Below are 25809 nucleotides of genomic sequence, written 5' to 3' on the forward strand. Positions count from 1 at the left end.
CGGTTCCTAAGCCTCTCTCGTCTGGATCCCAGCGGCGATCAGCTGGCCGATCGATTTCTCGTTAAAGGGTTTGTCGATCCGCGGAACGTGCCTGAGATAGGTCGGGAAGTGCTCGGCATCGCCGTAGCCGCTGGTGAAGCCGAACGGCATTCCGCGGGCAAGCATGGCATCGGCAACCACGAAACTCGTGTGATCGCCGAGATTGACGTCGAGGATCGCAAAATCGAAGGCCTGGAGCGCCAGCAGCTCCAATGCCTGGTTCGCATTTCCGGCGATCGTAACCTGCAATATTCCGAGAGAAGCGAGGATTTCCTCGACGTCCATGGCGATGATGAAGTTGTCCTCGAGAACGAGGACCGTCCGGACGGACGGTGAAAGCTCGGCCATGTCAATGCACTCCATTTTTCACGCACAGCGACGGCAGTCATCGTCGCTGCAGGCGCATTTCCAGGCGGAATGCCGTCCAGAGTCCCGGAACCTCCACTGAGGCAACGGCAACGACTGAGCTTAGGCTCCAATGGCCTGACCTGGCATTTAAAAAAGACATGTGAGCGTCATGACGGGATCGGGAACAACCCTTTCGTCGCGGCGTTCAGTTCATGCGGCGTGGCCTCGGCCGCCTCCGCTCGACATTCCAAGACAGAACTGGAGCAGAAGAATGAAACAGACTGCCGCCGTGCTGAAGCCCAAGGTCAGGGACGAAGAATTCGACATCGGCCTGACGAAGGCCTATCGCCAGCAGATGGCAACCGCGCTTTCCGATATCCTTGCCGATACCTACAAGCTGGTGATCAAGAGCCACATCTACCACTGGAACGTGGTCGGGCCCCTGTTCAAGCCGCTGCACGAACTGACCGAAGAGCACTACAACGCGCTGTTCAAGGCAACCGACATCATTGCCGAGCGCATTCGCGCCCTTGGCCACCTGGCGCCGGCGAAGCTCGCCGAAGCAAAAACCTTCGCCCCCAGCGCCGCCTCGGTCAACCACACGACGGCGGCCGAGATGGTGGCAGACCTGATCACCGATCACGAAGCGGCGGCGCGACGCATACGCGAGGCCGGCACCAAGGCCGATGAAAACGGCGACCTGGTCACGACGGACATGCTGACCGATCGCCTCAACTTCCATGAAAAGGCTCTGTGGATGCTGCGGGCGACCGTTGCCGCCTGATCTCCCCCACCTTGACATCGATGCGGCCCCGGCGCCGCATCGATCGGCTTCGACTGGGCACGTCAGATGAACGGCCGCTTGGGTTCGCGGAGCCCTTCCCAGCCTGAAACCGCAAGCAGGCCGTCGATGTCGCGGACATTGCAGCCCTTCTCCGCCCAGCGGATCAGGCCCCGTTCGGCAAGTTTCTTCAACGTCTTGTTGGTGTGAACGATCGAAAGGCCGAGCGTGTCGGCTACATGCTGCTGGCTGATCGGAATGGCGACGCGGCTGTTGCTGAAGAGGTCGAGTACCTCCGCGCGCTGATAGAGGAAGGCGATGAGATAGGCCGCCCGCTCCAGCGCGGATCGGCGGCCGATGCTCAAGAGGTTTTCATCCAGAATGCGCTCCTCGCGTGCAGCGATCCAGGTGAGATCATAGGCAAGCTCAGGGTAGTTCTCGAACAGGCGGTTGAGCTTGCCGCGCTCGAAGACGCACAGAGTGACGGGCGACAGCGCTTCGATCGAATGCTGCATCTCCCCCATCAGGCTGCCCTGCAGTCCGATCAGATCGCCGGGCATCACATAGTTGAGGATCTGGCGGCGGCCGTCATCGAGCATTTTGTAGCGGAAGCCCCAGCCGGAAAGCACGGTGAAAAGGTGCGCACTGTGCGCGCCTTCGACGAGTATGGTCGCGCCACCATCGACCGCCAGTTCGCCAGTCTTGAACTGCGAAACGAAGGCAAGTTCTTCGCCGGTAAAGGCACGAAAATGATCGAGCTTGCGCAAGGGACAGCTTTCGCAAGGGGTGCGCTTTTCGTTGCGGGCTGTCATTTCGTTCATCGTTCCATCCACCGCATGCGTTCGTTCAGGCTTTTGCGTCCAAAACTGCAAGTAGCGCCGGCATCGCAGGTGACAAGATACAACCCTGAAAACACTTGGTTTTCCGAAGCGCCATCGTTGCCATGATCATGGACAGCCAGCCCTTGGCGCCCTATCTCTTGCACTCGACCCCGCCACAGGAGCTTCACCATGTCCCACCCTGCCTTCGCCCCCGGCAATGTCGCCGTCGTTACCGGTGCTGCTTCCGGCATCGGCCTTGCGGCTGCCAGACACTTCGCGACGCTCGGCATGTACGTCGTGCTCACCGACCTCGCGGGCGACAAGCTGGAGAAGGCGGCCGCCGAAGTCGCAGCCGCCTCGCCCGGCGGGGCGCGGCACGTCACGGCCATCGCGACAGACGTCTCGCGGCTCGACACGCTGGAAGCGCTCGAGCGGGAGGTTCATCAGCGGCTCGGCGACGTGCATGTACTCATGAACAATGCCGGCATTCAGCCCGGCAGCGCGATCCTCGGCCCCATGGCCGCCTGGGAGGCGACGCTCGGGGTCAATCTCTGGGGCGTCATCAACGGTTCGCGCGTCTTTGCATCCCGGATGATCGCCCACGGCAAACCGGCCGTCATCATCAACACCGGCTCGAAACAGGGCATCACCACGCCGCCCGGCGACCCGGCTTACAACGTCTCCAAGGCGGCCGTGAAGGTCTTTACCGAGGCGCTGGAGCACGAGCTGCGCAACACCGCCGGAAGCCAGGTCCACGCGCACCTGCTGATCCCCGGTTTCGTCTACACCGGGCTGACGGCTGGCGGCCGCACGGAAAAGCCCGCCGGCGCCTGGACGTCGGAACAGACGGTCGGCTTCATGATGGAGAGCCTGGCGCGCGGGGATTTCTACATCCTCTGCCCTGATAACGACGTGTCACGCGCGACCGACGAACGGCGTATCCTGTGGGCCGCCGGCGACATCGTCGAGAACCGGCCGCCGCTGTCGCGCTGGCATCCGAAATATGCCGATGCCTTCAAGGCATTCCTCGACAAGGATGGCGATTGATCCTCCTACGTTGACGCTGCGTTCTCGGCGACCCTTCTGGTGCTGGCCGGACACATCGTGTTTTGTGGGACGACGATAATGAGGGACTAAGAATGACGAGCGGCATCCATCACATCACCCTGATTGCCCGGAAGGTCCAGGCAAACGTCGACTTCTATGTCGGCTTTCTTGGCTTGCGCCTGGTCAAGCGGACGGGCGGCTATGAGGACGCCAACCAGCTGCACCTTTTTTACGGCGACGCCGAGGGTTCGCCGGGTTCGCTCGTGACCTTCCTGATGTGGGAAGACGGCGGCCGCGGCCGCGTGGGCCATGGCCAGCCGAGCGAAATCGCGTTTGCCATCCGGCCGGAGAGTATCGGCTTCTGGCTGACCCGCGCGCTGCAGTTCAACATCGCCACATCAGGGCCAGCGCAGGAGTTCGGTGAGCCGGTGCTGCGGCTCAAGGATCCGGACGGTGTCATCGTCAAGCTCGTCGGCACCGAGACGGTTTCGGGTGCGGCCCCCTGGAGCACGCGCGATATCCCGGCGGAAGACGCCATCCGCCGCCTGCGTGGCGCCACGATCCTCACGGAAAAGCCGGAGGAATCCGTTCGCTTCCTGACGTCCCACTTCGGCTATACGGAAACTGGCGCAACCGACGCGATCCGTCGGCTCACCTCCGCCTCCGGCGACACCATCGACGTGCGCAATGCAAGCGGCTTCTGGACGTCTGCGCCCGGAACCGGAACGATCGATCACATCGCCTTCCGTGCACCCGACCGAGCCGCCGTGGAACGGGTGCACGAGGACCTGCAACGGGATGGCGCGGGCGCGATCAATGCGCATGACCGCAAATACTTCTATTCGCTCTACGTCCGCGAACCCGGTGGGTCGCTCTACGAACTGGCCAGCGACGTGCCCGGCTTCACCGTCGACGAACCGAAGGAAACACTCGGCACCGAACTCTTCGTACCGGCGCATTTCAGCGCCGCGCGCGAAGAAATGCTGCTGGCCATGCCGCAGTTCGCTCTGCCGGGAGAACCGCGGCTGACCGAGCGCGACCTGCCCTTCGTGCACCGCTTCTATCACCCTGACGTACTGGATGACCGCACCTTCATGCTCTTGCACGGCAGCGGCGCCAACGAAACGCAGCTTCTCCACCTCGCCCATCAGGTCGACAGGCAGGCGACGCTTGTCGGCATTCGCGGCCGGTCGAACGAGGAGGGAACGCCGCGCTGGTTCCGGCGCTATTCGCCGACGACCTTCGACCAGAAGGACGTGCGGTCGGAAGCCGAGGCCTTTGCTGCCTTCGTCGAGGGTGCCCGCGACGGCTACCGCATCGATCTGGAGAAGACGGTTTTCATCGGCTACTCCAACGGCGCCAATCTTCTGGTGGCCCTGATGCTGTTGCATCCGGGGCTCGTGCGCAATGTCGTACTGATGCGCTCGATGCTCGTCCTCGACGACGTGCCGCCGCCGGATCTCTCGGGTACGAAGGTGCTGCTCCTCACCGGCAAGCACGACAGCTACGGCGACTTCGCTCCACGCCTCAGAGAAGAGCTCGTCCGCACGCGCGCGGATCTGACTGCGGTCGACCTCGACATGGGCCACGAGATCGGCGCGCCAGATATCGCGGCTATCCAGCAATGGCTGCAGGATAAGGGCCTCTAAGCGTTCCCCAGGTCGTTTCGGCGAACGCTTTCGAGAAATCCAACAGCGCTCGCTCCCTCACCCTCATGCTCGGGCTTTGCCCGAGCATCCATACCCAGTCCTGTCCGCGATGTCCGGGGCAGCCTTAGCGCCTCACTGTGTCGGCAGCCTACCGCGCTCCCTCAGCGCCGGCAAAATCCGCAAATGCCTTGACGAAGGCGGCGAGCCGGTCGCGGGCGTCCGTATCCGTCAGCGTCCCCGCCTCATCGAAAAGCGTATCCGCCTTGGGCAGCATCAGGCGCTTGCCGGACCAGAGCTCGGCGCCGAGCGTGCGCATGACGGGCAGCCAGGCGTTCTGGCTAAGGATGGTGCCGAAATTGCCGGGCGAGCTGCCGGCAAGCGCAAAGGGCCGACCGCGAAACACCTTGGCGATATCGGCAGAAGGCCGGCTCATCCAGTCGATCGCGTTCTTGAACACGCCGGGGATGGAGTTGTTGTATTCCGGCGTGAACAGGATGACGCCGTCGGCAGCCATCACCTTTTGCTTCAGCGCCGTCACGGCGTCCGGAATGCCGCTCTCCTTTTCGACATCGCCGTCATAGAGCGGAATTCCGTGCAGCGTCGCGGTGTCGAATTCGACGCCACCAGGCAGGTTTTCCGCGGCCGCCCGCATCAGGCCGGTGTTGAACGACGCCTTGCGCAGGCTCCCGGAAATGCCGAGGATTTTTGTCATGAGGTCTGGTCCTTTTCCAAGTCCTTGCGGGCGCGCCTCGAAGCGCGAGGCGGGATGCCATCGACATAGGTAACGCAACAGCTGTCATGATGGGTCCGCGCGGAACCGATGTCCAACGGGATCAGAGGGATAGAGACAAAAAAGCCGGGGACGAGCCCCGGCTTTTCGTTGGGATCAGACCGTTAGACGAGCGGCTTCAGCCGGGCCTCGATCTGCGCGCGCTTCGGCTCCAGGAACGGCGGCAGAGACAGGCTCTCACCGAGCGTTTCCATCGGCTCGTCGACGGCAAAACCGGGACCATCGGTCGCGATCTCGAAGAGGACGCCGTTCGGCTCGCGGAAATAGAGCGAGCGGAAATAATAGCGTTCGACCTCGCCGCTCGACGGCAGACGGAAGCCGTTAAGCCGTTCCGTCCATTCCGTCAGCGCCGCATTATCAGGCGCCCGGAAGGCGACGTGGTGCACGGCACCGGCGCCCTGACGCGCGATCGGCAATCCCGGTTGGACGGCCACGTGCAGTTCGGCCGCAGGACCGCCCTCGCCCATGGTGAAGACGTTGACTTCCCCCTCGCCGTCCGGCGACGGATAGGTGCGGGCCTTGCTCATGTTCATCACATGCGTCAGGACGAGTTCGGTGTTCGTGATGTCAGGCACGCTGATGGTGATCGGTCCGAGGCCCTTGATCTGGCGCGAGGCCGGCACCGGGCTCTTTTCCCAGGGGTGCGAGGGCGCAAGCCCGCCGTCGTCGACCAGCCGGAAACGTTGGCCTTCGGCATCCTCGAAATCAAGCGCGGTGCGGCCATCGATCTCGGTGACCTCTCCACTCGTGACCTTGAGTTCGTCGAAGCGGTCCTTCCACCAGCGAACGGTTTCGGCGCTGCCGACCCTCAGACCCGTGCGCGAAATGCTGTGCGTGCCGCGCCCTTCCGGCCCGACCGGCCAGTCGAAGAAGGTCAAGTCCGTGCCGGGCGTGGCGCGCCCGTCGGCATAGAAGAGGTGATAGGCGGTGGTGTCGTCCTGGTTGACGGTTTTCTTGACCAGCCGCAGCCCGAGCGTCTCGGTGTAGAAGCGCAGGTTTTCCGGTGCGTTGGCGGTGATCGCCGTCAGGTGATGGATCCCAGTCAGTTGCAAGCTCATGATTGCCTCCAATGCGTTGGCATTGCTGTTGAGCCCAATATGGGATGCCGCATCGTTTCCGACAGTGGACCAATAGAGAACAGAACGTTCTCCTCAGGTAAACAACAAACGGCCCGTCCGCGCTGCCATCGCTGAGACGCAACAGCAATCAGCGCGCCCTCAGCGGCGATTGAGATCGCCGAGATAGGTGTTTTCAAGGCGGGAGATTGCGTAGGCCTTGGGGTCGATGTCGACGAGGAGCACGGCTTCCTGCCCAGACCCCGCCTTGGCGAGCAACTGCCCGTCGGGTGCTGCAATGCGCGACAGCCCGGCGAAGGAGAACAGCGGGTCCGAACCACAATGGTTGATGTAGGCGACGAACACCTGGTTCTCGAAGGCGCGCGTCTGGATCATGTGCTCGGCGATGAAATCGCCGGACCAGCCCGCCGGCAGCGCCGTCGGCACCAGCACGGCCTCGGCGCCGGCGAGCGCCAGCCGCCGCACATTCTCCGGAAACTCGACGTCGTAGCAGATCAGCATGCCGCAGGTGACGCCACGATGTGTGAAGAGCCGCGTCGACGGCTCCGGCGCGCGGAAAATCGAACGCTCATAGTCGCCGTAGAGATGGGACTTGCGGTAGACGACCGGCGCGGCATCGCCATCGACATAGACGGCGCTGTTATAGACGTCGTCGCCGTCGCGCTCGGCAAAGCCGGCGATGAGCGCAATGCCCGTCTCAGCGGAAATCGCCTTGAGGCGCTGAACGATCGCGCCATCCGGCGCCTCGGCGAGCGCTGTCAACGCCTCGCCGGCGCCATAGCCGGTGACGCCGAGTTCGGGCGTCAAAAGCAGCGTCGCCCCTTGTCCTGCAGCTTCCGCCGCGGCACGGGCAATGCGGTCAAGATTGGCGGCGACGTCACCCGCCGCCGATTGCATCTGGAGGGCGGCGAGCTTCATCATTTTCCATCCGACGACATGGCGCCAAGCAGCTTCGGCAGGTCGCCGAAACGGGCAACGAGGCTGAAGATCACCGCGGCGGTCGTGACGAAGAGTACCGTCACCGACGCCATGGTCGGCGTATAGCCGTAGCGCAGCGCATTGAAGATCTTGATCGGCAGCGTTTCCACCGTGAAGCCGACCGTCATGTAGGCAACGATGTATTCGTTGAGCGACAGCACGAAGGCGAAGGCGTAGCCCGACACGATATAGGGCAGGATCAGCGGCAGCACGACGGTGCGGAAGATCGTGCGCTCATCCGCCCCCATGGTCGAGGCGGCCTCGACCAGCGAGCGGTCGATCGAGGTGAAACCGAGCGACAACGTCACCAGCGGCAGCGTCACGAAGAAGATTGCGTGGCTGACGACGGCCGTCCACGGCTGGCCGTAGAAGCCCACGGTCGCCCAGAAGGTGAGCATGCCGAGCGCGGTGATGACAGGCGGCAGCGTGAACGGCGCGACACCGAGAAGCTGGAAAATGTTCGCCCAGGGTGCAATGCGCCGCCACAGGAACCAGGAGAGCGGCAGAGCGATCGCCACCGCAAGCGCTGCCGAAAGCACCGCCAGCGTCACCGAGGCAAAGAGCGCGTTGCGCCATTCCGGATTGAGGAAGATCTCGCCATACCAGGAGAGCGAAAAGCCCTGCGGCGGGAAGGCGAGCGTCTGCTTCTGGTTGACCGAGACGCCGGCAACGACGATCAGCGGCAGCGACAGGAACAGGCCGATCAGGAAGAAGTAGGCCTTGCGGAAGATCGAGGTCATGCCGCTTCTCCCTTGCGTCCGGCAATCACGGTGAGCGCCACGAGGCCGAGCGTGACCAGCACGAGGAACACGGCCATGGCGGCGGCGAACGGCATGTTCGACTGGTAGATCGCCTGGTCGGTGATCAGCACCGACAGCGTCCAGTGCTGCGGCCGGCCGAGCAGCTGCGGCAACAGATAGGAGCCGAGCGCGAAGATGAAGACCATGATCAAGGTGGCGGTGATGGTGTTGCGCAGCGCCGGCACGACCACGGTGAAGAAGGCCTTGAGCGGTGATGCGCCGAGCGTGCGGGCGGCTTCCGTCAGCGTCGGATCGAGGCGCACGAGCGCCGGGAAAAGCACCAGCACCGTATAGGGGAAGGCCTGATAGACCATACCGGTCAAGACCGCGCCGAAGCTCGGCGTCAAGGCCTTGGCCTGCTCCATGATGCCGAGCGCAACGAGGATGTTGGTGATCCCTGCGGTGCGCGAAAACAGCGTCGACCAGGCAAAGCCGATGATGACTTCCGAGAGCGACAGGATCGACAGCAGCGCCACCAGCCACACGACCTGTACCTTCCGCGCCATGCGCGTCAGCATGTAGGTGAAGGGCAAGGCGAGCACGACGCAGCAGATCGCCACGATGACGGCGAGCATCAGCGAAAAGCCGAGCACACCGCCGAAAAAGACCGAGAGGAAGCGGGCGTAATTGTCGAAGACGAAGGCCGGCGTGTAGAAGCCGCCCTGCTGGCGCTGGAAGAAGCTGACGGCGATCATCGTGCCGAAGGGCACGACGAAGAAGATCGTCAGCATGGCCGCCGGAAAGAGGAGCGGCAGGTAGTCGCCAAGGGTTTGGGGCGGTTCGCGTCTCATTTCTTCAGCACCACGCAGACATCCGGAGTGAGCGCGATGCCGACTTCCTGGCCGACGGAAACGTCGGGCCGGGCGCGCGGCGTCGAGACGGCGACAATCTGGTGTCCCGCGATATCGACGAAGGTTTCGATCGTGCCGCCGAGATCGCGCACGAAGGTGACCTTGCCGGTGAGCGCCCCGGCGCCGGGCGCCGTCAGGTGCACGTCTTCCGGGCGAACCGACAGCGTGCCCTTGTTGGCGCCCGCAGGCAGGGCGAGGCCGGGGACGACATGACCGAGGACTTCCGCGCGGCCGGCGCTGTCGGCCTGTACCTCGAGCAGGTTGGTCTGGCCGATGAAGTCGGCGACAAAGCTGTCGGCCGGGCGGCGATAGATTTCGATCGGCGACGCAGCCTGGCGGATCTCGCCGCCGCTCATGACGACGACGGTGTCGGCCATGGTCATCGCTTCGCGCTGGTCGTGGGTAACGACGATGGTGGTGATGCCCAGCTTCTGCTGCAGCTGGCGCAGTTCTACCTGCATCGCCTCGCGCAGCTTCGCGTCGAGTGCCGAAAGCGGTTCGTCGAGCAGGAACAGTTTCGGCGAGATCGACAGGGCGCGGGCGATCGCCACGCGCTGGCGCTGGCCGCCGGACAGCTTGGCGACCGGCCGGTCGGCATAGCCCGAGAGATGGATCATCGACAGAAGCTCGTCGACGCGCTTCTTCTGGTCTTCTTTTGCCGCACCGCGGATGCGCAGGGGGTAGGCGATGTTTTCGCCGACGGTCAGGTGCGGAAACAGCGCCAGCGACTGGAACACCATGCCGAGGTTGCGCTTGTGCGTAGGAACCCGGGTGATGTCCTCGCCGTCGAGCCGGATCGCGCCGCCGGTCGGCAGATCAAGCCCGGCGATCATGCGCAGCAGCGTGGTCTTGCCGCAGCCAGATGGTCCGAGCATGCAGACGAAGGTGCCGTGCGGCACCGTCAGATCGACATTGTTGACGGCCCTGAAGGCTCCGAATTCCTTGACGACGTTTTGAAGGGCAAGTCCGGACATTGTTTCTCCGCGAGGATGGTCCCCTCCGCCTCATGGGAGGGTTTCAGGCGGGGAGCGGCTGCAAGGCCCCTCCCCGTCGTTATGCTTGTGGCTCGCCCCGGAGGCCGGGGAGCTGGCCGGATCAGCCGACGATCAGCTCGGTCCACTTCTGGTTCAGCCAATCCGACTTGGTCTGGTAGAGATCGTAGCGCGGAATGATCGGCTCGATATCCGACGAGACGGCTGCGAATTCCTTGTCGGTCAGATCCGTAACCTCGCGCTTGACGGTCGGGGACGTTCCGACCTTGCGCGACAGCGTCGCCTGGATCGAGGGTTGGCACATGTAGTCGATGAAGATATGGGCTTCCTCGGACTTCTGCGAGGCACGCGACAGTGCCCAGCAACCGGAATCCTGAATGCCGCCTTCCTTCGGGAAGGTGGAGCGGACCGGGTGACCGTCGGCAGCAGCAAGGCCGGTGACGTCGTGATAGTACTGGCCCATCGGGATTTCGCCCGACTTCAGCGACTGCTCGAACTGCGCCTCGTCGCGGTACCACAGGCGAACGTTGGGCTTCACTTCGGCAAGCTTGTCGAACGCCTTGAGAAGGCCTTCTTCGGTGTCGAGCGCATTGGTGCCGCCGAAGAACGTCTTGGCCGTCACTTCGAGCAGGAACGAGTTGGAGACGAGCGCGAGCAGGCCGAGCTTGTCGGCGTTCGCCGGATCCCAGAAGGCGGTCCAGGAGGTCGGCGCTTCCTTGTAGACGTCGGTGTTGGTCACCAGCGTGATGTACCAGGAAACCGCGCCGATGCCGGCAATGCGTCCGTCCGGATACTTGTTGACGAAGCGATCAAGCAGGTTCGAGGCATTCTTGATCTTGGCGGTATCGAGCGGCGTCCAGAGATCGGTCGACTGGCCCTTCAGCATCGCGACCTGCGACATCATCGAAACGTCGGCTGGGGCCTGGCCGGCGCGGGCGGCCTGTTCGAGCTGGACGAGCCAGGCTTCACCGGTCGGTTCCGCGATCGACTCGACGGCAATGCCGGTCGCTTTGGTGAATTCCGGGAAGATGTTCTTGTCGAACGAATCCTTGAAGTAGCCGCCATAGACGCCGACCTTCAGCGACTTGTCCTGCGCGCGCAGGATCGACGGCATCGCCAACATGGAGGCACCGGCAAGGCCGGCGCCGAGCAGCGTGCGGCGCTTGATGGAAGTGGTGATCATTCGCGTTCTCCTTTGTTTCGGCGGTGATCCGCCTTGTTCCCTGTTCTGTTTGATTTCTTGCACATTTTCAGTCTCAGTGCGCGGCTGTTTTGCGCTCCAGCATGCGCGAATATTGTGTCAGCGGATAACACAGCACGAAGAAGATCACCGCGACCAGCCCATAGACCGTGAAAGGTTCGAAGGTTGCATTATTGATCGCATTCGCGGTTCTGAGAAGCTCTTCGAAGCCGATGATCGAGGTCAGCGCCGTGCTCTTGATGAGCTGCACGAGGAAGCCGACGGCGGCCGGCCGGGTGATGGCGAAGGCCTGCGGCAGGATGACGAGCCGCAGTTCCTGCAACCGGTGCAGCCCGAGGCTCGCGCCGGCATCCCACTGCCCGCGCGGCAGTGCCTCGACCCCGCCACGCCAGATCTCGGCGAGATAGGCACTGGCATAGAAGGTCAATCCGAGGGCTGCCGCCGTCCACGGCTCGATGCGGAAACCGAGCATCGGCAGGCCGAAGAACATCAGGAACAGCTGCATCAGGAGCGGTGTTCCCTGGAAGAGCGCGATGTAGCCGGAGCCGAAGCGCCGCGCCCAACGGCGCTCGGAAATGCGCGCTGCAAGGACGGCAAGCCCCACTGCTGCGCCGCCGGCAAAAGCGACGATCGACAGCAGGATCGTCCACCGCGTAGCGAAGATCAGGTTGCGCAGGATGTCCCAGAAGGTGAACTCGATCATGACACGCCCGCTCCAAGCACGCGGCGCCCGCCGGCGACGAACAGCCGCCGAAGCGCCATCGACAGGCCGAGATAGATCAGCGTGACGACGAAATAGGTCTCGAATGAGCGGAAAGTGCGCGCCTGCAGCAGGTCCGCCTCATGCGCCAACTCCCGCACCGCGATCTGCGAGACGACCGCCGATTCCAGCATCATGATGATCACCTGGCTGGTGAGCGCCGGGAAAATCACCTTCAGCGCCTGCGGCAGGATGATCTTGACGAAGACCTGGCGGGGCTTAAGCCCGAGCGCAAACGCCGCCTCGCTCTGCCCCTTCGGCACAGCATCGAGACCCGCACCGACGATCTCGGTCGTATAGGCCGCCATATTCAGCGTCATGGCGACGATTGCCGCGACGATCGGGTCGAGCCGGATGCCGAGGCTCGGCAGGCCGAAATAGATGAAGAACAGCTGCACCAGGAACGGCGTGTTCCTGACGACTTCGACATAGACGGCCACCGCCTTGCGCAAGACGCCATAGCGGCTGCGGCGGGCGGCGGCGAAGAGAATGCTGATCAGGATGCCGAGCACCGTGGTGCAGGCGATCAGGAACACGGTCATGGCCGCGCCATGGGCGATTGCGCCCGCGGCGTCCTTGAGCCAACCGAAGCTGAGGCCGTAGCCCATCGTCGCAACCTTTCCTCAAGCGGGCCGCGAGGGGATTGCCCCCCGCGGCCACCGAGCTTGTTAGTCCTTGAGGTTGTCGGGGTTGAGCGGCGTCTTCAGCCAGGCCTCCGAGCTCGCGTTCAACTTGCCGTCCGAGAGCATTTTGGCAACGGAGTCGTTGACCGCCTTCTTCAGGCCTTCCTCGCTCTTGTTGAGACCGATATGCGACGGCGAGGTCAGAAGCTGGAACTTCTGCTCCGGTTTCAACGCTTCCTGGCGGGCCAGCACCTGGGCGCCGACGTCGTTGCCGACGACCATCAGTTGCGTCTGGCCGGAGATGAAGGCCTGGATCACAGCATTGTAGTTGTCGAAGCGCTGGATGTCGGCATTGGCCGGGGCCGCCTCGGTAAGCGAGGTGTCTTCCAGCGTGCCGCGATTGACGGCGATGGTCTTCTCGGCAAGGTCTTCCTTGCCGGCAACCTTCAGTTCCGCCGGGCCGATGACGGCGATGTAGTAAGGCGCGTAAGCCGCGGCAAAATCGATCACCTCGGCGCGCTCCTTGGAGAAGCCGACGCTCATCAGGATGTCGACGCGCTTGTCGTTGAGATAAGGAATGCGGTTCTGCCCTGTGACGCTGACGAGGTTGAGCTTGACGCCGAGATCATCGGCGATCTGCTGCGCGACGTCGACGTCATAGCCCTTGATGCTCATGTCGGCGCTGGCCGAGGAGAACGGCGGGAAGTCGGAGAAGATGCCGACATTGATCTGGCCGGCGGACTTGATATCGGCAAGCGCGTCGGCCTTGGCGATGCCGGCGGCGGCCCCGAGCATCAGGGCGGCGGCGAAGGCTGTCTTCAGTTTTGCATGGATCGTCATGGTAATTCCCCTACCCGGAAGCTTTGTGATTGTGCAGTCTGGTGGTCGGCCGCCGTTTCCGGTCCGGCAGCCGACGAACCCTTAGTCAGGCCTCAGGCGGACTTGCCCGTGATCGCCGGGCTGAAGACCATGAGGCTCAGGATTTCGAAGAGCACCTGCGCGCCCGCATGGGCCGTGTTGGTGGTCGAGTCATATTGCGGCGCCACTTCGACGACGTCGCCGCCGACGAGGTTGATGCCCTTGAGGCCACGGATCAATTCCAGCACTTCGCGGGTCGTCAGACCGCCGACTTCCGGCGTGCCGGTACCCGGCGCGAAGGATGGATCGAGGCTGTCGATGTCGAAGGACAGATAGGTCGGGCCGTCGCCGACGATCTTCTTCGCTTTCTCGATGATCGCGGGAATGCCGAGACCGGTCACTTCCTCCGCATGGATGACGGTCATGCCGGACTCGTAGGAGAACTCCCAGAGATATTCGGCCGAACCGCGGATGCCGATCTGCACGACGCGGGTCGGGTCGAGCACGCCGTCGAGCACCGCGTTGCGGAACGGACCGCCATGGTGGAACTTGGTGAGGTCGTAGGCGCCGCCGGTGTCGCAATGCGCGTCGATGTGGATCATACCGACCGGGCGCTTTTTGCCGACCGCTTTCAGGATCGGGTGGGTGATCGAGTGGTCGCCGCCGACCGACAGCGGCAGCACGCCGGCATCGACGATCTGGTTGATGCGCTTCTCGATGTCCTCATGGCTGAGTTCCAGCCGGTAGCGGCTCTGGAACGGCACGTCGCCGATATCCGCGACGCGGAGTTCTTGAACCGGCGTGCAGCCGAGCACGTGGTTATAAGGGCCGATACGCTCGATCGAGCGCAGCGCCCGCGGTCCAAAGCGCGAGCCCGGACGGTTGGTGACGCCAAGATCCATGGGAATGCCGACGATCGCCACCTGCAGATTGCCGAAATCCGGGTTCTCCGCGTCAACAGGCATGTGCGGCGCCGTCAGGAAAGTCGGGATGCCGGAATAGGGCGCGAGACGTGTGCCGCTCTTGTTGAAGATCTTGTCGGCGACCTTGCGGAAGGTCGGGTCGAACAGCTCGCCGCCATGGCTTTCGCCATACTTTGCCTTCAGTTCGGCAAGCTTGTTGTCGTTCCAGGCCATCGATTCAATCCTCCGTCTTCCATAGCCTGAGGCATGCGCGCGAAGGCGCCACAGATATCTGTCTGCGGAAGGGGCCGGCTCGTCCGGCGCGTTCATGTTCCCCAGGCGTTTTCGCCTTTGTTGATGAATATTAGGCGGCAATTCCCCTAGAAAATCAATTGACATTGTTATAGCGTTTCGTGTGAGAAAAATTCACATCACAGCAACCGCCGGAACGCCCCGATTTGTCCAGCCGCCTGCCTCCCCTCAACCCCTTGCGCGCCTTCGAAGCGACAGCGCGGCGGGGCTCCGTTTCGGCCGCGGCGCGTGAACTCAACGTCACCCACGGTGCGATCAGCCATCAGATCCGCGCGCTCGAACTTTCGGTCAAGGCGGCGCTGTTCGAGCGCGGCGGCAAGCGGCTGAAGCTGACGCCGCAGGGGGCATTGCTGCTGCCGGCCGTCACCCACGCCTTTGCCGAAATCGCCGCGGCGACCGCAGCGATGACGCGGCCGACGACGAGCGGCGAACTGCGCATCACCTGCGTCCCGGCGCTGCTTTCCTTCTGGCTGATCCCGCGGCTGCATCTTTTCACCGAGCAGTATCCGGACGTGCGTCTGACGCTGATCGCCTCTAACGACGAGGCGTATCTCCACTCGCCCGACGTCGACGTCTGCCTGATCTATGGCGACGGCAACTGGTCCGGCGCCTGGGCCAAGCTCTGGAGCCGTCTCGAACTTTTCCCTGTCGTCAGCCCGACCCTGCTCAACATGCGGCCACTGCGCTCGGTTCGCGACCTGCGCGACCACGTCATGCTGCATGGCGACGATGGCCGCGAATGGAACACCTGGCTTGCGGCGGCGGATGCCAGCGACCTGCAGCGCGGCCAGCAGCATTTCATGAGTGACGCACGGCTTTCGACCGAGGCGGCCCTGCACAACCAGGGCGTCGCGCTCGGCGATACGATTACCGCCGGCAGCCTGATCGCGCGCGGCGAACTGATCGCCCCTTTCGACCTGACGGTGCCCGCCAACGACGCCTTCTTCGTCGCCTGCCGCAACGAGGTGCTGGCGGCACCGATCGTGCGCATCTTCATCGACTGGATGTTCGAAACACTCGAAAGCGACCCGATGCCGGAACTGCAGACATCGGCGCGCACGATTATTCGCAGCCGCACCTCGAAATCCGAGCCGACAGATCGTAAATCGGAGAAGAACGGTTTTCAGCCGGTTTCGGCGCCGAGCCGTGCTCGCCGCACCGATCGTCCGCAGAAACGCAAAGCCAAGGCCTAACCCACAGGAACACCCATCATGCCGCATTTCAACCCGCTCGTCGAAAAGCTCTCGCCGCCGCCCGTGCCCTCGGTGCTGGCCTGGGCGAAATCCTACGACGGCTCCCGTGGCCCGCTGATCGACCTGTCGCAGGCAGTGCCCGGCTATCCCGCCCATCCGGACATGCTGGCCTGGCTCGGTGAGGCTGCAGCCTCAACCGCTTACACCGGCTACGGCGCGATCGAGGGCGAAGCGGAGCTGCGTGAGGCCTATGCGGCGCATGTCGCCGGCCTCTATGGTGCCGCGGTCACCGCGGACAACATCCACATCACCTCGGGCTGCAACCAGGCCTTCATCTGCACGGCAATGGCCATTGCCGGCGCGGGCGATACGATCCTGATGACCAACCCCTATTACTTCAACCAGGAAACGACGCTGTCGATGCTCGGCATCAATGTCGAGCTCGTACCTTGCGATGCCGGCGCCGGCTTCCTGCCGGAGGTCGATGCAATTGCCGCGGCACTTCACCCCGGCATCCGGGCGCTCGCGCTGGTCTCGCCCAACAATCCGACCGGCGCCGTCTACCCGCCGGAGCTGCTCGCCCGTATCTACGAGGCCTGCCGTGCCAAGGGCGTCTGGCTGATCCTCGACGAAACCTATCGCGACTTCCTGCCCGATGCCTCCGCAGCGCCCCATGGCCTGCTGGCCACCGAAGGCTGGCAGGATAGCTTCATCGGCCTCTACAGCTTTTCCAAGTCTTTCTGCATCCCGGGCCATCGCCTGGGCGCGATCACCGCCGGCCCTGCCGTCATCGAGCAGGTGACGAAGATCATGGACAACCTGCAGATCTGCGCGCCGCGCTCAGCCCAGGCCGCGGTCGCGAAGGCAATTCCGGCTCTTGCCGACTGGCGTCAGACGAACCGCGCCGAAATCGCGGCACGAGCCGATGCGCTGCGCGACGTCATGAGCCGCCTGCCGAAGTGGAAGCTGCAGGCGGTCGGCGCCTATTTCGCCTATGTCCGCCACCCCTACCCGGATATCGATTCGCAGTTCATCGCCGAGAAGCTGGCCAAGCTCGCCGGCGTCGTCTGCCTGCCCGGCGACTATTTCGGCGAAGGCCAGGAGAACTACCTGCGCTTTGCCTTCGCCAATGCCGACGCCGAAACGATCCGCAAGCTTGAAGAGCGGCTGGCGAACTTCACGCCACCCGGTCTCTGATCGCAACGTAATCGCGCGGCGTTATCCGCGCCGCGCGATCAAAATGCCGACAAGCACGATCGCCCCGCCGATCGCCTGCATCAGCCCGACCGGCTCGGCAAGCAGGAGCCAGGCGAGGATCGCCGCCACGACCGGCTGCAACAGCAGGGTCAGCGACGAAAATGCGGGCGGCAGATAGGCGAGTGCGTAGGTGATCGCCACCTGCCCGCCGGCATGGCTGACGAAGGCGAGCCCGAAAAGCATCGCCCAGCCGAAGGCGGTCGGCGGCAACAGCGACGGCTCGAACAGGACGGCCATCGGCAGCATGCAGATCGCAGCCGAAGCCGTGCTCCAGATCATGATGCGCACGGTGCTGAACAGGCTGCGCAGCTGCCCGATCGCCAGAATATAGCCGGCGTAGAACATCGCCGCGACGACGGCCACGCCATCGCCGAGCAGATTGCCGTCACCCAGCGCCATCGGGCCGCCCTTGAGGATCACCACGCCCGCGACTGCCGTTGCGAGGCCGAGGGCGAAGACGGCGCTGACGCGCGAGCGAAACAAAAGCCAGCTCGTGAGCGTCACGAAGACGGGCGCGAGATTGGCAAGCAGCGTGGCGTTGGCGACCGATGTCTTGGTCAACGCATAGTGCCAGGCACCGAGATCGATCGCGAGAAACACGCCCGGCAGGACCAGAAGCGCATATTCCGAGAGCTTTTCCGGTCGCCGCCCCCCGGCGCCCTCGGGACGAAACCAGGTCCAGGCGAGAAGCGGGATCAAGGCCAGCGCCACGCGCCAGAAGGCGGTCGCCATCGGCCCGACTTCCGATAGCCGCACGAAGATCGGCGAGCCGCCGATCGCAGCGCCGCCAATGAGAAGGGCAGCCATGGCAACGCGATTATGGGAATGGGAAGCTTGGGTCACGGGAGGCATCCGGAAGGGCGCGGTCGTCTGGGGCGGTAAGCCGACGAGCTACCAGATGCGGACGACCGGTGACAGCCCTGCAAGCGCCGAAGCCTGAAAGAAAAAACGGCCGCCGCAGATTGCGACGGCCGTCGTTCAAGGACGTAGCGCTGTATTCAGGCAGCGTCGGGAACGTGAACGGTCTTCACTTCGAGGAAGTCCTCAAGGCCGAACATGCCGCCTTCGCGACCGTTGCCGGACTGCTTGTAGCCGCCGAACGGGCTGCCGTAGCGGTGCGGCCCGCCATTGATGTGCACCATGCCGGCGCGCAGGCGTCCGGCGACGCGCTCGGCCCGCTCCGGGTTGCCCGTCTGCACATAGGCGGCAAGGCCGTAGTTGGTGTCGTTGGCAATCGCGATCGCCTCCTCCTCGGTGTCGAAGGGAATGATCGCCAGCACCGGACCGAAGACTTCCTCGCGGGCGATGCGCATCTCGTTGTTGACGTCGGCAAAGATCGTCGGCTTGACGAAGTAGCCGGTCTCGAAGCCCTCCGGCTTGCCGGCACCGCCGACGAGCAGCCGCGCGCCGTCGGCAATGCCTGCTTTGATCAGCGCCTGCACCCGGCCGAACTGGATGTGGCTGACGAGCGGTCCGATATGGCCGCCCTCTTGCGTCGGGTCTCCGACTTTCGCCTCGCGGCCGACGCGCTTGGCGATCTCAACCACCTGATCATAGACGCTACGCTCCACCAGCATGCGGGTCGGCGCGTCGCAGGACTGGCCGGAATTGTTGAAGCATTCGAGCACGCTGCCGGTGACGCGGTCTTCGAGATCGGCGTCGGCAAAGACGATGTTCGGCGACTTGCCACCGAGCTCCAGCGTCACGCGCTTGACCGTTTCGGCGGCATCCTTGCTGACGGCGATGCCGGCGCGGGTCGAGCCGGTGAACGACATCATGTCAATGTCGGGATGCTTCGACAGCGCGGCACCGGCGTTGATGCCGTCGCCGTTGACGAGGTTGAAGACGCCGGCCGGGAAGCCCGCCTCATGCACCATTTCAGCGTAAAGCATGGCATTGAGCGGCGTGAACTCGCTCGGCTTCAATACGCAGGTCGAGCCGGTCGCGAGCGCCGGCACCACCTTCAGCGCGATCTGGTTGATCGGCCAGTTCCAGGGCGTGATCAGGCCGCAGACGCCGATCGGCTCGCGCAGGATCACGTCGCCGTTCGGCAGCCGGTCGCGGGTCTTCAGGCGCTTCAGCGCATCGATGAAGCCCTGCAGGTGGCCGACGCCGACATCGGCCTGCTGCTCACGGGTCATAGTCTTCGGCGCGCCGAGTTCCATGGTGATGGTGTCGACCATCTCGTCATAGCGGCGCTTGTAGACGGCAAGCAGCTTTTCAAGCAGCACCAGGCGCTCCTCGACGCTCGTCCGGCTATAGGTCGCAAAGGCCTTCTTGGCCGCAGCAACGGCCCGGTCGATGTCCGCGGCCGTACCCATGGAGATCACCGCAACCGGCTTTTCCGTTGCCGGGTTCAGGACCTCGAGGTCGTTGGCGACGATGGGATCCACCCAGCTGCCGTTGATGTAGAACTTGCGTTTGTCGAGCATTCGCTCCTCCTTCCCGTCAGTTTGTCTTTTGTTTTTCAGCAAGCCATTCAAGGATTAGCGCTCGGTAACGCTCACCCGAAAAGCTCGGAAAATGTCCGCCGTGAACGATACGCGCGGGTATCTTCAGCAGCCGTTCCATCGACGCCAGATAGTCGTCGGCGTTGGAATGATAAGTGTCCTCGATCAGCGGGCCATCGTAGAGGATGTCGCCGGAGAACAGGATCCCGGTCTTCGCCTCGAAGAGCGCAATCCCGCCGGGCGAATGGCCGGGCGTGTGGATCACCTCGAAGACGCGGTCGCCGAGATCGATATGGTCGCCGTCTTCGAGCAGCCGCGTCGCCGGCGCCGCCTTCACCGCATAGGTGGTGGAGGCGTAGGGCTCGGGCGGCAGCGCGTCGAAGATCTCGTCGGCGACGTAGGGGTCGGCGAGCGTGTTCTTGCGCGTCGGATGCGCCAGAAGTTCCGCCTCGGCCGAATGCACGCAGCGGCACTCGAACTCGTGATGGCAGCCGATATGGTCGAAGTGGGTGTGGCTGGCGACGGCGTCCAAGGCGCGTTCGGTGACGACGGGCACCCATTGCCGGAGCGACACGACACCCATGCCGCTATCGACGAGCATATCGCGGTCGCGGCCGCGCACATGCCAGATGTTGCAGCGGTAGAATTCCTGGATATAGGGCTCATCGATAGCGGTGACGCCGTCGTCGAGCCGCCTCGCCCGGTACCAGTCCTGAGGTGCAATTCTCTGCATCATGCTACGCATGTCCACCCGTGGCGGGCAAGGCTACGACGTCGGCGGTGCGCACGGCAAGCGGCACAATCTCGCCCTCGCGCACGCTTGCCGATTGCGGCAGGTGCGCGACCAGCGCCCTCGTATCCGCCGCACAGGGCTGCAGGTGGCAGCGGTAATGCGTGCCGAAGAAAGCGCTGCCGGCAACCCGCGCCTCACCAAGCGCCACTGTCGGACCCTCTGCCTTGTCGTCAGCGCGGAAGTGTTCCGGCCGGATGGTGAGCGTAATCCGGTCGCCGGCCTTCGGCGACGATGCGGTAAAGTTGCCGGTCGGCAGCGCCAGGCTGCCGAGCGGGGTTTCGACACGGGCGGAGCTGGCGTCCGCCGCCGCCACACGGCCGGAAACGAAATTGACCTCGCCCATGAAGCCCGCCGAAAACAGCGAGCGCGGGCGCATATAGACCTCCGATGGCGGGCCAAAATCCTCGATACGGCCCTGGTTCATCACCACGATCCGGTCGGCGATCGCCATCGCCTCTTCCTGGTCGTGGGTGACGTGCACGAAGGTCGTGCCGACGCGCTTTTGGATCGCCTTCAGCTCGTCCTGCATCTGGCGGCGCAGTTTCAGGTCGAGCGCGCCGAGCGGTTCGTCGAGAAGCAGCACATCCGGGTCGACGGCAAGCGCGCGGGCGAGCGCCACGCGCTGGCGCTGGCCGCCCGAGAGCTCGTGCGGCCGCTTGCCGGCGGAAGCCTTCAGACCGACGAGATCGAGGAAACCGAGCGCCTTTTCGTCCCGCTCGGCCTTGGCAAGGCCGCGCATCCTGAGGCCAAAACCGACATTGTCGACAAGGCGCATGTGTGGAAACAGCGCATAGTCCTGGAACATCGTCGTCGTCGGACGCTTGGCCGGCGCCACATAGGTCATGTCCTGCCCGGCGATCGTCACGCGCCCCGCGCTTGGCGACTGAAAGCCACCAAGGAGCGACAGAAGCGTGGTCTTGCCGCAGCCGGACGGCCCGAGCAGCACGATGAACTCGCCAGCCCGGATATCGAGGGAAACGTTATCCAGGGCCGTGAAGGCACCGAAGATCTTGCTGACGTTTTCGATCGAGACAGGAGCGGTCATTGTTTTTTCGTCCTTCCGAACAGGGAAAGCTCAAGGATGAGGAGCACGGCGACAGAGGCTAAGAACACCAGCGAGCCGATGGCATTGGTCTTGGGGTTGAGGCCGGAGCGCAGCATGCTCCAGATCTCGACGGGCAGCGTCACGTCGAAGCGCGACAGCAGGAAGGCGATGATGAACTCGTCCCAGCTGAAGGTGACGGAAAGGAAGAAGGCAGCAAGGATCGACGGCATCAGCATCGGCGCCGTCACCAGCGCCATCACTTTGAAATCGTTGGCGCCGAGATCGCGCGCAGCCCGCTCGATGTTGATGTGATGATCCCCCATCGAGGCATAGATGATGGCAAAGCAGAGCGGCAGGTTGATCACCACATGGCCGATGCCGACCGTCATCAGCGACAGCGGGATATGCAGCGCGTTCATGAGCGACAAAAGGCCAAGCGCGATGATCAGGTAGCTGACCGTCATCGGCGCGATCAGCAGTCCCCTTTGCAGCGCCGAGCCGGGCAGCTTGTAGCGCGCGAGCGCATAGGCTGCGAGAAAGCCGAGCAGCACGGAGATGACCGAGGAGACGAGCGCCACGACCATCGAGTTACCAAGCGCTGCCATCAGCTTGCGGTCGGCGAAAACCGCCTCGTACCATTGCAGCGAAAAGCCGTTGAACGGCGGCACCGGCAGGCGACCATCCTGGAACGAGAACAGCACCAATACGGCAACCGGCAGGAAGATGAAGGCATAGACGAGGACGAGATAGGTCCAGGAGAGCACGCTTGCGGAGATCTGGCGCAGCATCGTCAGGCCCTCTCGATCTTCAGCCAGCGAGCGCAGGCGAGATAGGCGACGGTGACGGCGAGCATCAGCACGATCGACAGCGCCGCTGCCATCGGGAAATCCGCCCGGCGCCCGAGCTGCAGCATGATGATCTGCGGCAGCACCAGCTCGTTGTTGCCGCCGAGGATCTGCGGCGTGACATAGTCGCCGATGCAAAGCACGAAGGTAAGGAAGGCGCCGGTCATGATACCGGGCAGCGTCAAGGGCAGCACCACATGCCAGAAGGTCTGGAAGGCATTGGCGCCGAGGTCTGCGGCCGCGCGGCGGTAGTTTGGCGAAAGCTGGATCAGGTTGGAATAGATCGTCAGCGTCAAAAGCATGACGAAGAAGTGCACGAAACCGATGACCGTGGCCGTGCGCGTGCTCGCCAGCTCCAGCGGCTCGGAGATAAGGCCGATGCTCATGAAGACCTGATTGATTACACCGTTCTTCGATAACACCAGCAGCCAGGAATAGGAGCGCACCACATAGGAGGTCCAGAACGGCAGGATCGCCAGGATCAGCGCCATGCGCTGCAGCCGCTTCGGCACGCGCTCGGCGATGATCCAGGCGAGCGGATAGGCGAGCAGCACCGAGATCACCGTGACGATAACGGTGATCTCGAGCGAGTTGACGAGCCCCCGGAACAGCGCGTTTTCGGAGAAGAAGCGGACGTAGTTGTCGAAGTTCCAGGCATGGACGATGTCCCGCCCTTCCCGCTTCCAGAGGCTCATCGCCGCCATGAAGGCGAAGGGCACGACGAAGAAGGCGACGGTCCACAGAAGCGCTGGAGCAACGAAGCCCCAGGCCTTGCGCCGGTCGGCGTCTTCAAGCGCTGTCGCTGATGTCAAAGCGGTGTCTGCCATTACCGTCCCAGATCAAAGGATTTCGGCGAGCGAAGAAGAAGGGCGAGCGCGACACATCGCGCCCGCTGCTTTCATTACTGCTGCAGCATTTCCGTCCAGGCGTCCTGGAACTGCTGGTCGAGCTCGGCCGACGGGATCGGATAGAGCTGCGTCTTCTTCAGATATTCGGCCTGCTCATTGAAGCGCAGTGCCGCCTTCTGCTGGTCGGTCAGGTGTTCACCCGCCTTGGCATTGGCCGGCATCGCCCAATAGCAGGATGAGGTCGCAAGCCGCGCCTGGCCCTCGGGGCTCACGATGTACTGTACGAACTTCAGCGCCAGATCCTGCTTGGTCGAATCCTTCATCACGCCGATCGACTGCGCCCAGCGCACAGCGCCCTGCTCGGGGATGGTCCAGTCGAGGCTGGGCTTGTCGGCCGAGAGAACAGCGGTGATCCATTCGCCGCCGCCGACGAGAATGTCGACTTCGCCGGTCGCAAGCGCGGTCTGCGAGGAGACGACGTCGCTCACCTGCTTGGAAACGGCCCGCATTGCCGCGAGCTTTTCCTTGATCGCCGGCATGTCCGCGTCACTCAGATCGGCGGTCTTCTTGCCGAGGCCAAGCCCGACGAGACCGATCATCGGCAGATAGTAGTCGTAGAGCGCTATGCGGCCCTTGTATTTATCCGACCAGATAACCGAAAGGTCCTGCATGTCCTTCGGGTCGACCTTGGTCTTGTCGTAGGAAATCGTGTTGTAGCCGAACTTCTCGGTGACGGCGTAGGTCTTGCCGTCCTTGGTGTTGTTGGCCTCCATGCGCACTTCCGGGAAGATGTCGGCGGTCGGCAACGCATCGGCCGGCATTTCGGCAAGCAGATCGAGGTCGATGGCCCGGTGCACGTCGACGCCGTCGATCACGAGCACGTCCCAGTCGCCCGGTTGCGACTGGTCGAGGATCGAGAGCCCTGCCCCGGTACCCTCATAAACCTTGACGTTGACCTTCACGTCATTGGCCTTCTCGAACGGCTCAAGAAGCGCCGGATCGGTGTGGTCGCACCAGACGAGCGCATTGAGCTCTTCCTGGGCAAAGACCGGCGCGGGGGCCGCGACCGTCGACAGAGCGGCGATCGCGATTGCGGCCGTGGAGGAGAAAAAACGGCGCAGGCGCGCACCGTCACGAACTGACTGCATCATGCTGTTGCCCTCTTGTTTTGACGCTCGTTTCGGCGTCTTCAAAAAAAGATTGAATGAATTCATTTTTTAAGTCAATCTCAATTTTGAACCAATTCATAATTCGGGGAAACACTGGAATGACAGGGCTGCGCGCACGGCAAAAGGCGGATCGCAACAGGCGAATTCTCGACGCCGCCGCCGCGCTTTTTCGCGAAGTCGGCTACGACAGCGCACGCATCGAGGACATTGCCGAGCGCGCTGAAATTTCGGTCGGAACCTTCTACAACTACTATGAAAACAAGGGCGACATCCTGCTCGCCACCGTATCGATGGAAGTCGAGGAGGTGCTCGCCGGCGGCGGATCGATCGTCGACAACCCGCCCGCCTCCGTCATGGGCGCACTCGATGCGCTGATCGGCGAATACTACGATCACTCGCTCCACTATCTCAGCAAGGAGATGTGGCGCACCGCCATGGCGATCGCCATCCAGCAGCCGGAGAGCCCGTTCAGCAAGCGCTACACCGAACTCGATCGTCGGCTATGCGAGCAGGTTTCGACGCTGATCCGCAAACTTCAGGCCAAGGGCGTCGTCGCACTTGATGTCGATGCCGAGGCGGTCGGCGAGATGTTCTTCAACAATCTCAACATGATGTTCACCGAGTTCGCGAAGCGCGAAACCATGTCGCTCGACGATCTCAAAGCGCGCGTCTCACGGCAGAACCGCCCGCTGGCGACGCTCATTGCAGTGCGCTGACCATCACGAAGACCACCGGAGCAGTCTGCTTCCGGATAAAGAGGGAACCCCATGAAAAATCTCGAACAGTCGGTGCTTCAGGCCGCCGACCGGCTGGTTGCCGCTTTCGCCAGGCATGACCGGACAGCCTATTTCTCCGCGTTCGCGCCGGATGCGACCTTCATCTTCCACACGCTCGACCGACCGCTGAAAAGCAGGGCGGAGTACGAGGCCGAGTGGTCGCTTTGGGAGGAACGGGACGGTTTTCGCGTGCGCGCCTGCCGGTCGAGCGAGCGAAATGTGCAGACGGTGGGCAATGTCGCGGTCTTCACCCACCGGGTCGAGACCGAACTGGAATTCAATGGAGAGCCCGCAACCGCGGACGAACGGGAAACGATCGTGTTCGAGCGGAAATCGTCAGGAGAGTGGCTTGCCGTGCACGAGCATCTGTCACGGCAAAGCTGAGGCTGCCGTCAGAAGGCGCCGACCACGACGGCGCTGACGAAAGAGAAGGCGGCAACGATGGCAATTGCGTGCGGAACGAGATGAACATGTGAGCGGCGTTGCGGTGTGGTCCCGTAGAGTGCGTAGCGGGACTGGATCATCGGTTTCGCTGCGTTCATCGCGTCTCTCCGTTCCTGCGAGGGCCACGGCCCATCGACTGTCTTGTTCTCCTATATTTTCCA

At 63.3% G+C, this 25809-nt stretch carries 29 protein-coding genes; 8 read left to right on the forward strand and 21 right to left on the reverse strand.

All coding sequences use genetic code 11. The features are described 5' to 3' along the window. Nucleotides 1-6: 6 nt before the first annotated feature. Nucleotides 7-393 (reverse strand): response regulator, encoded by a 387-nt coding sequence (locus ASD01_RS14955; RefSeq protein WP_034798951.1) that lies wholly within the window; start codon nucleotides 391-393, stop codon nucleotides 7-9. 265 nt (nucleotides 394-658) lie between these two features. On the opposite strand from ASD01_RS14955, the gene ASD01_RS14960 reads away from it, so the two are divergent. Continuing rightward, nucleotides 659-1171, forward strand: coding sequence for a Dps family protein (locus ASD01_RS14960; protein ID WP_034798847.1), 513 nt, complete (start codon nucleotides 659-661; stop codon nucleotides 1169-1171). 62 nt (nucleotides 1172-1233) lie between these two features. Here ASD01_RS14960 and ASD01_RS14965 read toward each other — a convergent pair whose 3' ends face one another. Beyond that, complete coding sequence (locus ASD01_RS14965) at nucleotides 1234-1989, reverse strand: Crp/Fnr family transcriptional regulator (RefSeq protein ID WP_034798848.1); 756 nt, start codon at nucleotides 1987-1989, stop codon at nucleotides 1234-1236. Nucleotides 1990-2178: 189 nt separating this feature from the next. Between ASD01_RS14965 and ASD01_RS14970 the strand changes: the two genes are divergently transcribed. Continuing rightward, the gene (locus ASD01_RS14970; RefSeq protein ID WP_034798849.1) at nucleotides 2179-3036 is read left to right on the forward strand and encodes an SDR family NAD(P)-dependent oxidoreductase; all 858 of its coding nucleotides are present in this window, start codon (nucleotides 2179-2181) and stop codon (nucleotides 3034-3036) included. Nucleotides 3037-3128: 92 nt separating this feature from the next. Next, on the forward strand, nucleotides 3129-4685 hold the full coding sequence (locus ASD01_RS14975; RefSeq protein ID WP_034798850.1) for a VOC family protein: 1557 nt from the start codon (nucleotides 3129-3131) through the stop codon (nucleotides 4683-4685). Between the two features lie 148 nt (nucleotides 4686-4833). On the opposite strand, the gene ASD01_RS14980 is transcribed toward ASD01_RS14975, so the two are convergent. The 11 genes from ASD01_RS14980 to speB all read right to left on the reverse strand — a co-directional run bounded on the left by ASD01_RS14980 (nucleotide 4834) and on the right by speB (nucleotide 14750). Further along, nucleotides 4834-5397 carry an NADPH-dependent FMN reductase gene (locus tag ASD01_RS14980; protein ID WP_034798852.1) on the reverse strand — a complete coding sequence of 188 codons (564 nt, stop codon included), beginning with the start codon at nucleotides 5395-5397 and terminating at the stop codon, nucleotides 4834-4836. Nucleotides 5398-5579: 182 nt separating this feature from the next. After that, nucleotides 5580-6533: a ring-cleaving dioxygenase gene (locus ASD01_RS14985; protein WP_060644111.1), complete on the reverse strand. Its 954-nt coding sequence runs from the start codon at nucleotides 6531-6533 to the stop codon at nucleotides 5580-5582. Nucleotides 6534-6692: 159 nt separating this feature from the next. Beyond that, complete coding sequence (locus ASD01_RS14990; protein WP_034798855.1) at nucleotides 6693-7472, reverse strand: carbon-nitrogen hydrolase family protein; 780 nt, start codon at nucleotides 7470-7472, stop codon at nucleotides 6693-6695. Beyond that, nucleotides 7469-8269, reverse strand: coding sequence for an ABC transporter permease (locus tag ASD01_RS14995; protein WP_034798857.1), 801 nt, complete (start codon nucleotides 8267-8269; stop codon nucleotides 7469-7471). Before ASD01_RS14995 ends, ASD01_RS14990 begins: the two co-directional genes overlap by 4 nt. Beyond that, a complete protein-coding gene (locus tag ASD01_RS15000) occupies nucleotides 8266-9120 on the reverse strand; it encodes an ABC transporter permease (RefSeq protein ID WP_034798859.1) in 855 nt (284 codons plus the stop codon). Before ASD01_RS15000 ends, ASD01_RS14995 begins: the two co-directional genes overlap by 4 nt. Beyond that, a complete protein-coding gene (locus ASD01_RS15005; protein ID WP_034798860.1) occupies nucleotides 9117-10154 on the reverse strand; it encodes an ABC transporter ATP-binding protein in 1038 nt (345 codons plus the stop codon). The genes ASD01_RS15000 and ASD01_RS15005 overlap by 4 nt, the downstream gene beginning before the upstream one ends. 121 nt (nucleotides 10155-10275) lie before the next feature. Continuing rightward, nucleotides 10276-11355, reverse strand: coding sequence for an ABC transporter substrate-binding protein (locus ASD01_RS15010; protein ID WP_034798862.1), 1080 nt, complete (start codon nucleotides 11353-11355; stop codon nucleotides 10276-10278). 73 nt (nucleotides 11356-11428) lie between these two features. Beyond that, entirely contained in the window at nucleotides 11429-12076 is a 648-nt protein-coding gene (locus tag ASD01_RS15015) for an amino acid ABC transporter permease (RefSeq protein ID WP_034798864.1), read from the reverse strand. Next, the gene (locus ASD01_RS15020) at nucleotides 12073-12741 is read right to left on the reverse strand and encodes an amino acid ABC transporter permease (protein ID WP_034798866.1); all 669 of its coding nucleotides are present in this window, start codon (nucleotides 12739-12741) and stop codon (nucleotides 12073-12075) included. Before ASD01_RS15020 ends, ASD01_RS15015 begins: the two co-directional genes overlap by 4 nt. A 60-nt stretch (nucleotides 12742-12801) precedes the next feature. Further along, nucleotides 12802-13596, reverse strand: a complete 795-nt coding sequence (locus tag ASD01_RS15025) for a transporter substrate-binding domain-containing protein (protein WP_034798868.1) — start codon at nucleotides 13594-13596, stop codon at nucleotides 12802-12804. Between the two features lie 92 nt (nucleotides 13597-13688). Beyond that, nucleotides 13689-14750 (reverse strand): agmatinase, encoded by a 1062-nt coding sequence (gene speB / locus ASD01_RS15030; RefSeq protein WP_034798870.1) that lies wholly within the window; start codon nucleotides 14748-14750, stop codon nucleotides 13689-13691. A 224-nt stretch (nucleotides 14751-14974) separates the two neighbouring features. Here speB and ASD01_RS15035 point away from each other — a divergent pair, with 224 nt between their 5' ends. After that, complete coding sequence (locus ASD01_RS15035; protein ID WP_034798872.1) at nucleotides 14975-16021, forward strand: LysR substrate-binding domain-containing protein; 1047 nt, start codon at nucleotides 14975-14977, stop codon at nucleotides 16019-16021. Nucleotides 16022-16039: 18 nt separating this feature from the next. Continuing rightward, the gene (locus tag ASD01_RS15040) at nucleotides 16040-17218 is read left to right on the forward strand and encodes an aminotransferase (protein WP_034798874.1); all 1179 of its coding nucleotides are present in this window, start codon (nucleotides 16040-16042) and stop codon (nucleotides 17216-17218) included. Nucleotides 17219-17239: 21 nt separating this feature from the next. On the opposite strand, the gene ASD01_RS15045 is transcribed toward ASD01_RS15040, so the two are convergent. Then, nucleotides 17240-18130 (reverse strand): DMT family transporter, encoded by an 891-nt coding sequence (locus tag ASD01_RS15045; protein WP_371273173.1) that lies wholly within the window; start codon nucleotides 18128-18130, stop codon nucleotides 17240-17242. Here ASD01_RS15045 and ASD01_RS37250 point away from each other — a divergent pair. Continuing rightward, on the forward strand, nucleotides 18084-18218 hold the full coding sequence (locus tag ASD01_RS37250) for a hypothetical protein (protein WP_256385289.1): 135 nt from the start codon (nucleotides 18084-18086) through the stop codon (nucleotides 18216-18218). The genes ASD01_RS15045 and ASD01_RS37250 overlap by 47 nt on opposite strands. A gap of 58 nt (nucleotides 18219-18276) precedes the next feature. Here ASD01_RS37250 and ASD01_RS15050 read toward each other — a convergent pair whose 3' ends face one another. The 6 genes from ASD01_RS15050 to ASD01_RS15075 form a co-directional block, all read right to left on the reverse strand. Next, complete coding sequence (locus tag ASD01_RS15050; protein ID WP_060644112.1) at nucleotides 18277-19710, reverse strand: aldehyde dehydrogenase family protein; 1434 nt, start codon at nucleotides 19708-19710, stop codon at nucleotides 18277-18279. Nucleotides 19711-19726: 16 nt separating this feature from the next. Next, nucleotides 19727-20461, reverse strand: coding sequence for an MBL fold metallo-hydrolase (locus ASD01_RS15055; RefSeq protein WP_034798954.1), 735 nt, complete (start codon nucleotides 20459-20461; stop codon nucleotides 19727-19729). Nucleotides 20462-20465: 4 nt separating this feature from the next. After that, nucleotides 20466-21566 (reverse strand): ABC transporter ATP-binding protein, encoded by a 1101-nt coding sequence (locus tag ASD01_RS15060; RefSeq protein ID WP_060644113.1) that lies wholly within the window; start codon nucleotides 21564-21566, stop codon nucleotides 20466-20468. Continuing rightward, entirely contained in the window at nucleotides 21563-22354 is a 792-nt protein-coding gene (locus tag ASD01_RS15065; RefSeq protein WP_034798882.1) for an ABC transporter permease, read from the reverse strand. The genes ASD01_RS15060 and ASD01_RS15065 overlap by 4 nt, the downstream gene beginning before the upstream one ends. Nucleotides 22355-22356: 2 nt before the next feature. After that, a complete protein-coding gene (locus ASD01_RS15070) occupies nucleotides 22357-23238 on the reverse strand; it encodes an ABC transporter permease (protein WP_034798883.1) in 882 nt (293 codons plus the stop codon). A 74-nt stretch (nucleotides 23239-23312) separates the two neighbouring features. Continuing rightward, the gene (locus tag ASD01_RS15075) at nucleotides 23313-24407 is read right to left on the reverse strand and encodes an ABC transporter substrate-binding protein (RefSeq protein ID WP_034798957.1); all 1095 of its coding nucleotides are present in this window, start codon (nucleotides 24405-24407) and stop codon (nucleotides 23313-23315) included. Nucleotides 24408-24526: 119 nt separating this feature from the next. Between ASD01_RS15075 and ASD01_RS15080 the strand changes: the two genes are divergently transcribed. Both ASD01_RS15080 and ASD01_RS15085 read left to right on the forward strand, forming a co-directional pair. Further along, nucleotides 24527-25144: a TetR/AcrR family transcriptional regulator gene (locus tag ASD01_RS15080; protein WP_034798885.1), complete on the forward strand. Its 618-nt coding sequence runs from the start codon at nucleotides 24527-24529 to the stop codon at nucleotides 25142-25144. Between the two features lie 51 nt (nucleotides 25145-25195). Further along, complete coding sequence (locus ASD01_RS15085) at nucleotides 25196-25588, forward strand: YybH family protein (RefSeq protein ID WP_034798887.1); 393 nt, start codon at nucleotides 25196-25198, stop codon at nucleotides 25586-25588. A gap of 8 nt (nucleotides 25589-25596) precedes the next feature. Here the strand turns inward: ASD01_RS15085 and ASD01_RS36190 are convergent, their stop codons facing one another. Then, on the reverse strand, nucleotides 25597-25746 hold the full coding sequence (locus tag ASD01_RS36190; RefSeq protein WP_034798890.1) for a hypothetical protein: 150 nt from the start codon (nucleotides 25744-25746) through the stop codon (nucleotides 25597-25599). Nucleotides 25747-25809 lie beyond the last annotated feature (63 nt).

The sequence above is a fragment of the Ensifer sp. Root423 genome (genome assembly GCF_001426275.1).
Lineage (GTDB): Bacteria > Pseudomonadota > Alphaproteobacteria > Rhizobiales > Rhizobiaceae > Ensifer > Ensifer adhaerens.

Bases quoted from the DNA above. Each gene is read 5' to 3' on its own strand.
- ASD01_RS14960 (WP_034798847.1), top strand. From the start codon at position 659: ATGAAACAGACTGCCGCCGTGCTGAAGCCCAAGGTCAGGGACGAAGAA.
- ASD01_RS14965 (WP_034798848.1), bottom strand. From the start codon at position 1,989: ATGAACGAAATGACAGCCCGCAACGAAAAGCGCACCCCTTGCGAAAGC.
- ASD01_RS14970 (WP_034798849.1), top strand. From the start codon at position 2,179: ATGTCCCACCCTGCCTTCGCCCCCGGCAATGTCGCCGTCGTTACCGGT.
- ASD01_RS14975 (WP_034798850.1), top strand. From the start codon at position 3,129: ATGACGAGCGGCATCCATCACATCACCCTGATTGCCCGGAAGGTCCAG.
- ASD01_RS14980 (WP_034798852.1), bottom strand. From the start codon at position 5,397: ATGACAAAAATCCTCGGCATTTCCGGGAGCCTGCGCAAGGCGTCGTTC.
- ASD01_RS14985 (WP_060644111.1), bottom strand. From the start codon at position 6,533: ATGAGCTTGCAACTGACTGGGATCCATCACCTGACGGCGATCACCGCC.
- ASD01_RS14990 (WP_034798855.1), bottom strand. From the start codon at position 7,472: ATGATGAAGCTCGCCGCCCTCCAGATGCAATCGGCGGCGGGTGACGTC.
- ASD01_RS14995 (WP_034798857.1), bottom strand. From the start codon at position 8,269: ATGACCTCGATCTTCCGCAAGGCCTACTTCTTCCTGATCGGCCTGTTC.
- ASD01_RS15000 (WP_034798859.1), bottom strand. From the start codon at position 9,120: ATGAGACGCGAACCGCCCCAAACCCTTGGCGACTACCTGCCGCTCCTC.
- ASD01_RS15005 (WP_034798860.1), bottom strand. From the start codon at position 10,154: ATGTCCGGACTTGCCCTTCAAAACGTCGTCAAGGAATTCGGAGCCTTC.
- ASD01_RS15010 (WP_034798862.1), bottom strand. From the start codon at position 11,355: ATGATCACCACTTCCATCAAGCGCCGCACGCTGCTCGGCGCCGGCCTT.
- ASD01_RS15015 (WP_034798864.1), bottom strand. From the start codon at position 12,076: ATGATCGAGTTCACCTTCTGGGACATCCTGCGCAACCTGATCTTCGCT.
- ASD01_RS15020 (WP_034798866.1), bottom strand. From the start codon at position 12,741: ATGGGCTACGGCCTCAGCTTCGGTTGGCTCAAGGACGCCGCGGGCGCA.
- ASD01_RS15025 (WP_034798868.1), bottom strand. From the start codon at position 13,596: ATGACGATCCATGCAAAACTGAAGACAGCCTTCGCCGCCGCCCTGATG.
- speB (WP_034798870.1), bottom strand. From the start codon at position 14,750: ATGGCCTGGAACGACAACAAGCTTGCCGAACTGAAGGCAAAGTATGGC.
- ASD01_RS15040 (WP_034798874.1), top strand. From the start codon at position 16,040: ATGCCGCATTTCAACCCGCTCGTCGAAAAGCTCTCGCCGCCGCCCGTG.
- ASD01_RS37250 (WP_256385289.1), top strand. From the start codon at position 18,084: ATGGCAACGCGATTATGGGAATGGGAAGCTTGGGTCACGGGAGGCATC.
- ASD01_RS15045 (WP_371273173.1), bottom strand. From the start codon at position 18,130: ATGCCTCCCGTGACCCAAGCTTCCCATTCCCATAATCGCGTTGCCATG.
- ASD01_RS15050 (WP_060644112.1), bottom strand. From the start codon at position 19,710: ATGCTCGACAAACGCAAGTTCTACATCAACGGCAGCTGGGTGGATCCC.
- ASD01_RS15055 (WP_034798954.1), bottom strand. From the start codon at position 20,461: ATGCAGAGAATTGCACCTCAGGACTGGTACCGGGCGAGGCGGCTCGAC.
- ASD01_RS15060 (WP_060644113.1), bottom strand. From the start codon at position 21,566: ATGACCGCTCCTGTCTCGATCGAAAACGTCAGCAAGATCTTCGGTGCC.
- ASD01_RS15065 (WP_034798882.1), bottom strand. From the start codon at position 22,354: ATGCTGCGCCAGATCTCCGCAAGCGTGCTCTCCTGGACCTATCTCGTC.
- ASD01_RS15070 (WP_034798883.1), bottom strand. From the start codon at position 23,238: ATGGCAGACACCGCTTTGACATCAGCGACAGCGCTTGAAGACGCCGAC.
- ASD01_RS15075 (WP_034798957.1), bottom strand. From the start codon at position 24,407: ATGCAGTCAGTTCGTGACGGTGCGCGCCTGCGCCGTTTTTTCTCCTCC.
- ASD01_RS15080 (WP_034798885.1), top strand. From the start codon at position 24,527: ATGACAGGGCTGCGCGCACGGCAAAAGGCGGATCGCAACAGGCGAATT.
- ASD01_RS15085 (WP_034798887.1), top strand. From the start codon at position 25,196: ATGAAAAATCTCGAACAGTCGGTGCTTCAGGCCGCCGACCGGCTGGTT.
- ASD01_RS36190 (WP_034798890.1), bottom strand. From the start codon at position 25,746: ATGAACGCAGCGAAACCGATGATCCAGTCCCGCTACGCACTCTACGGG.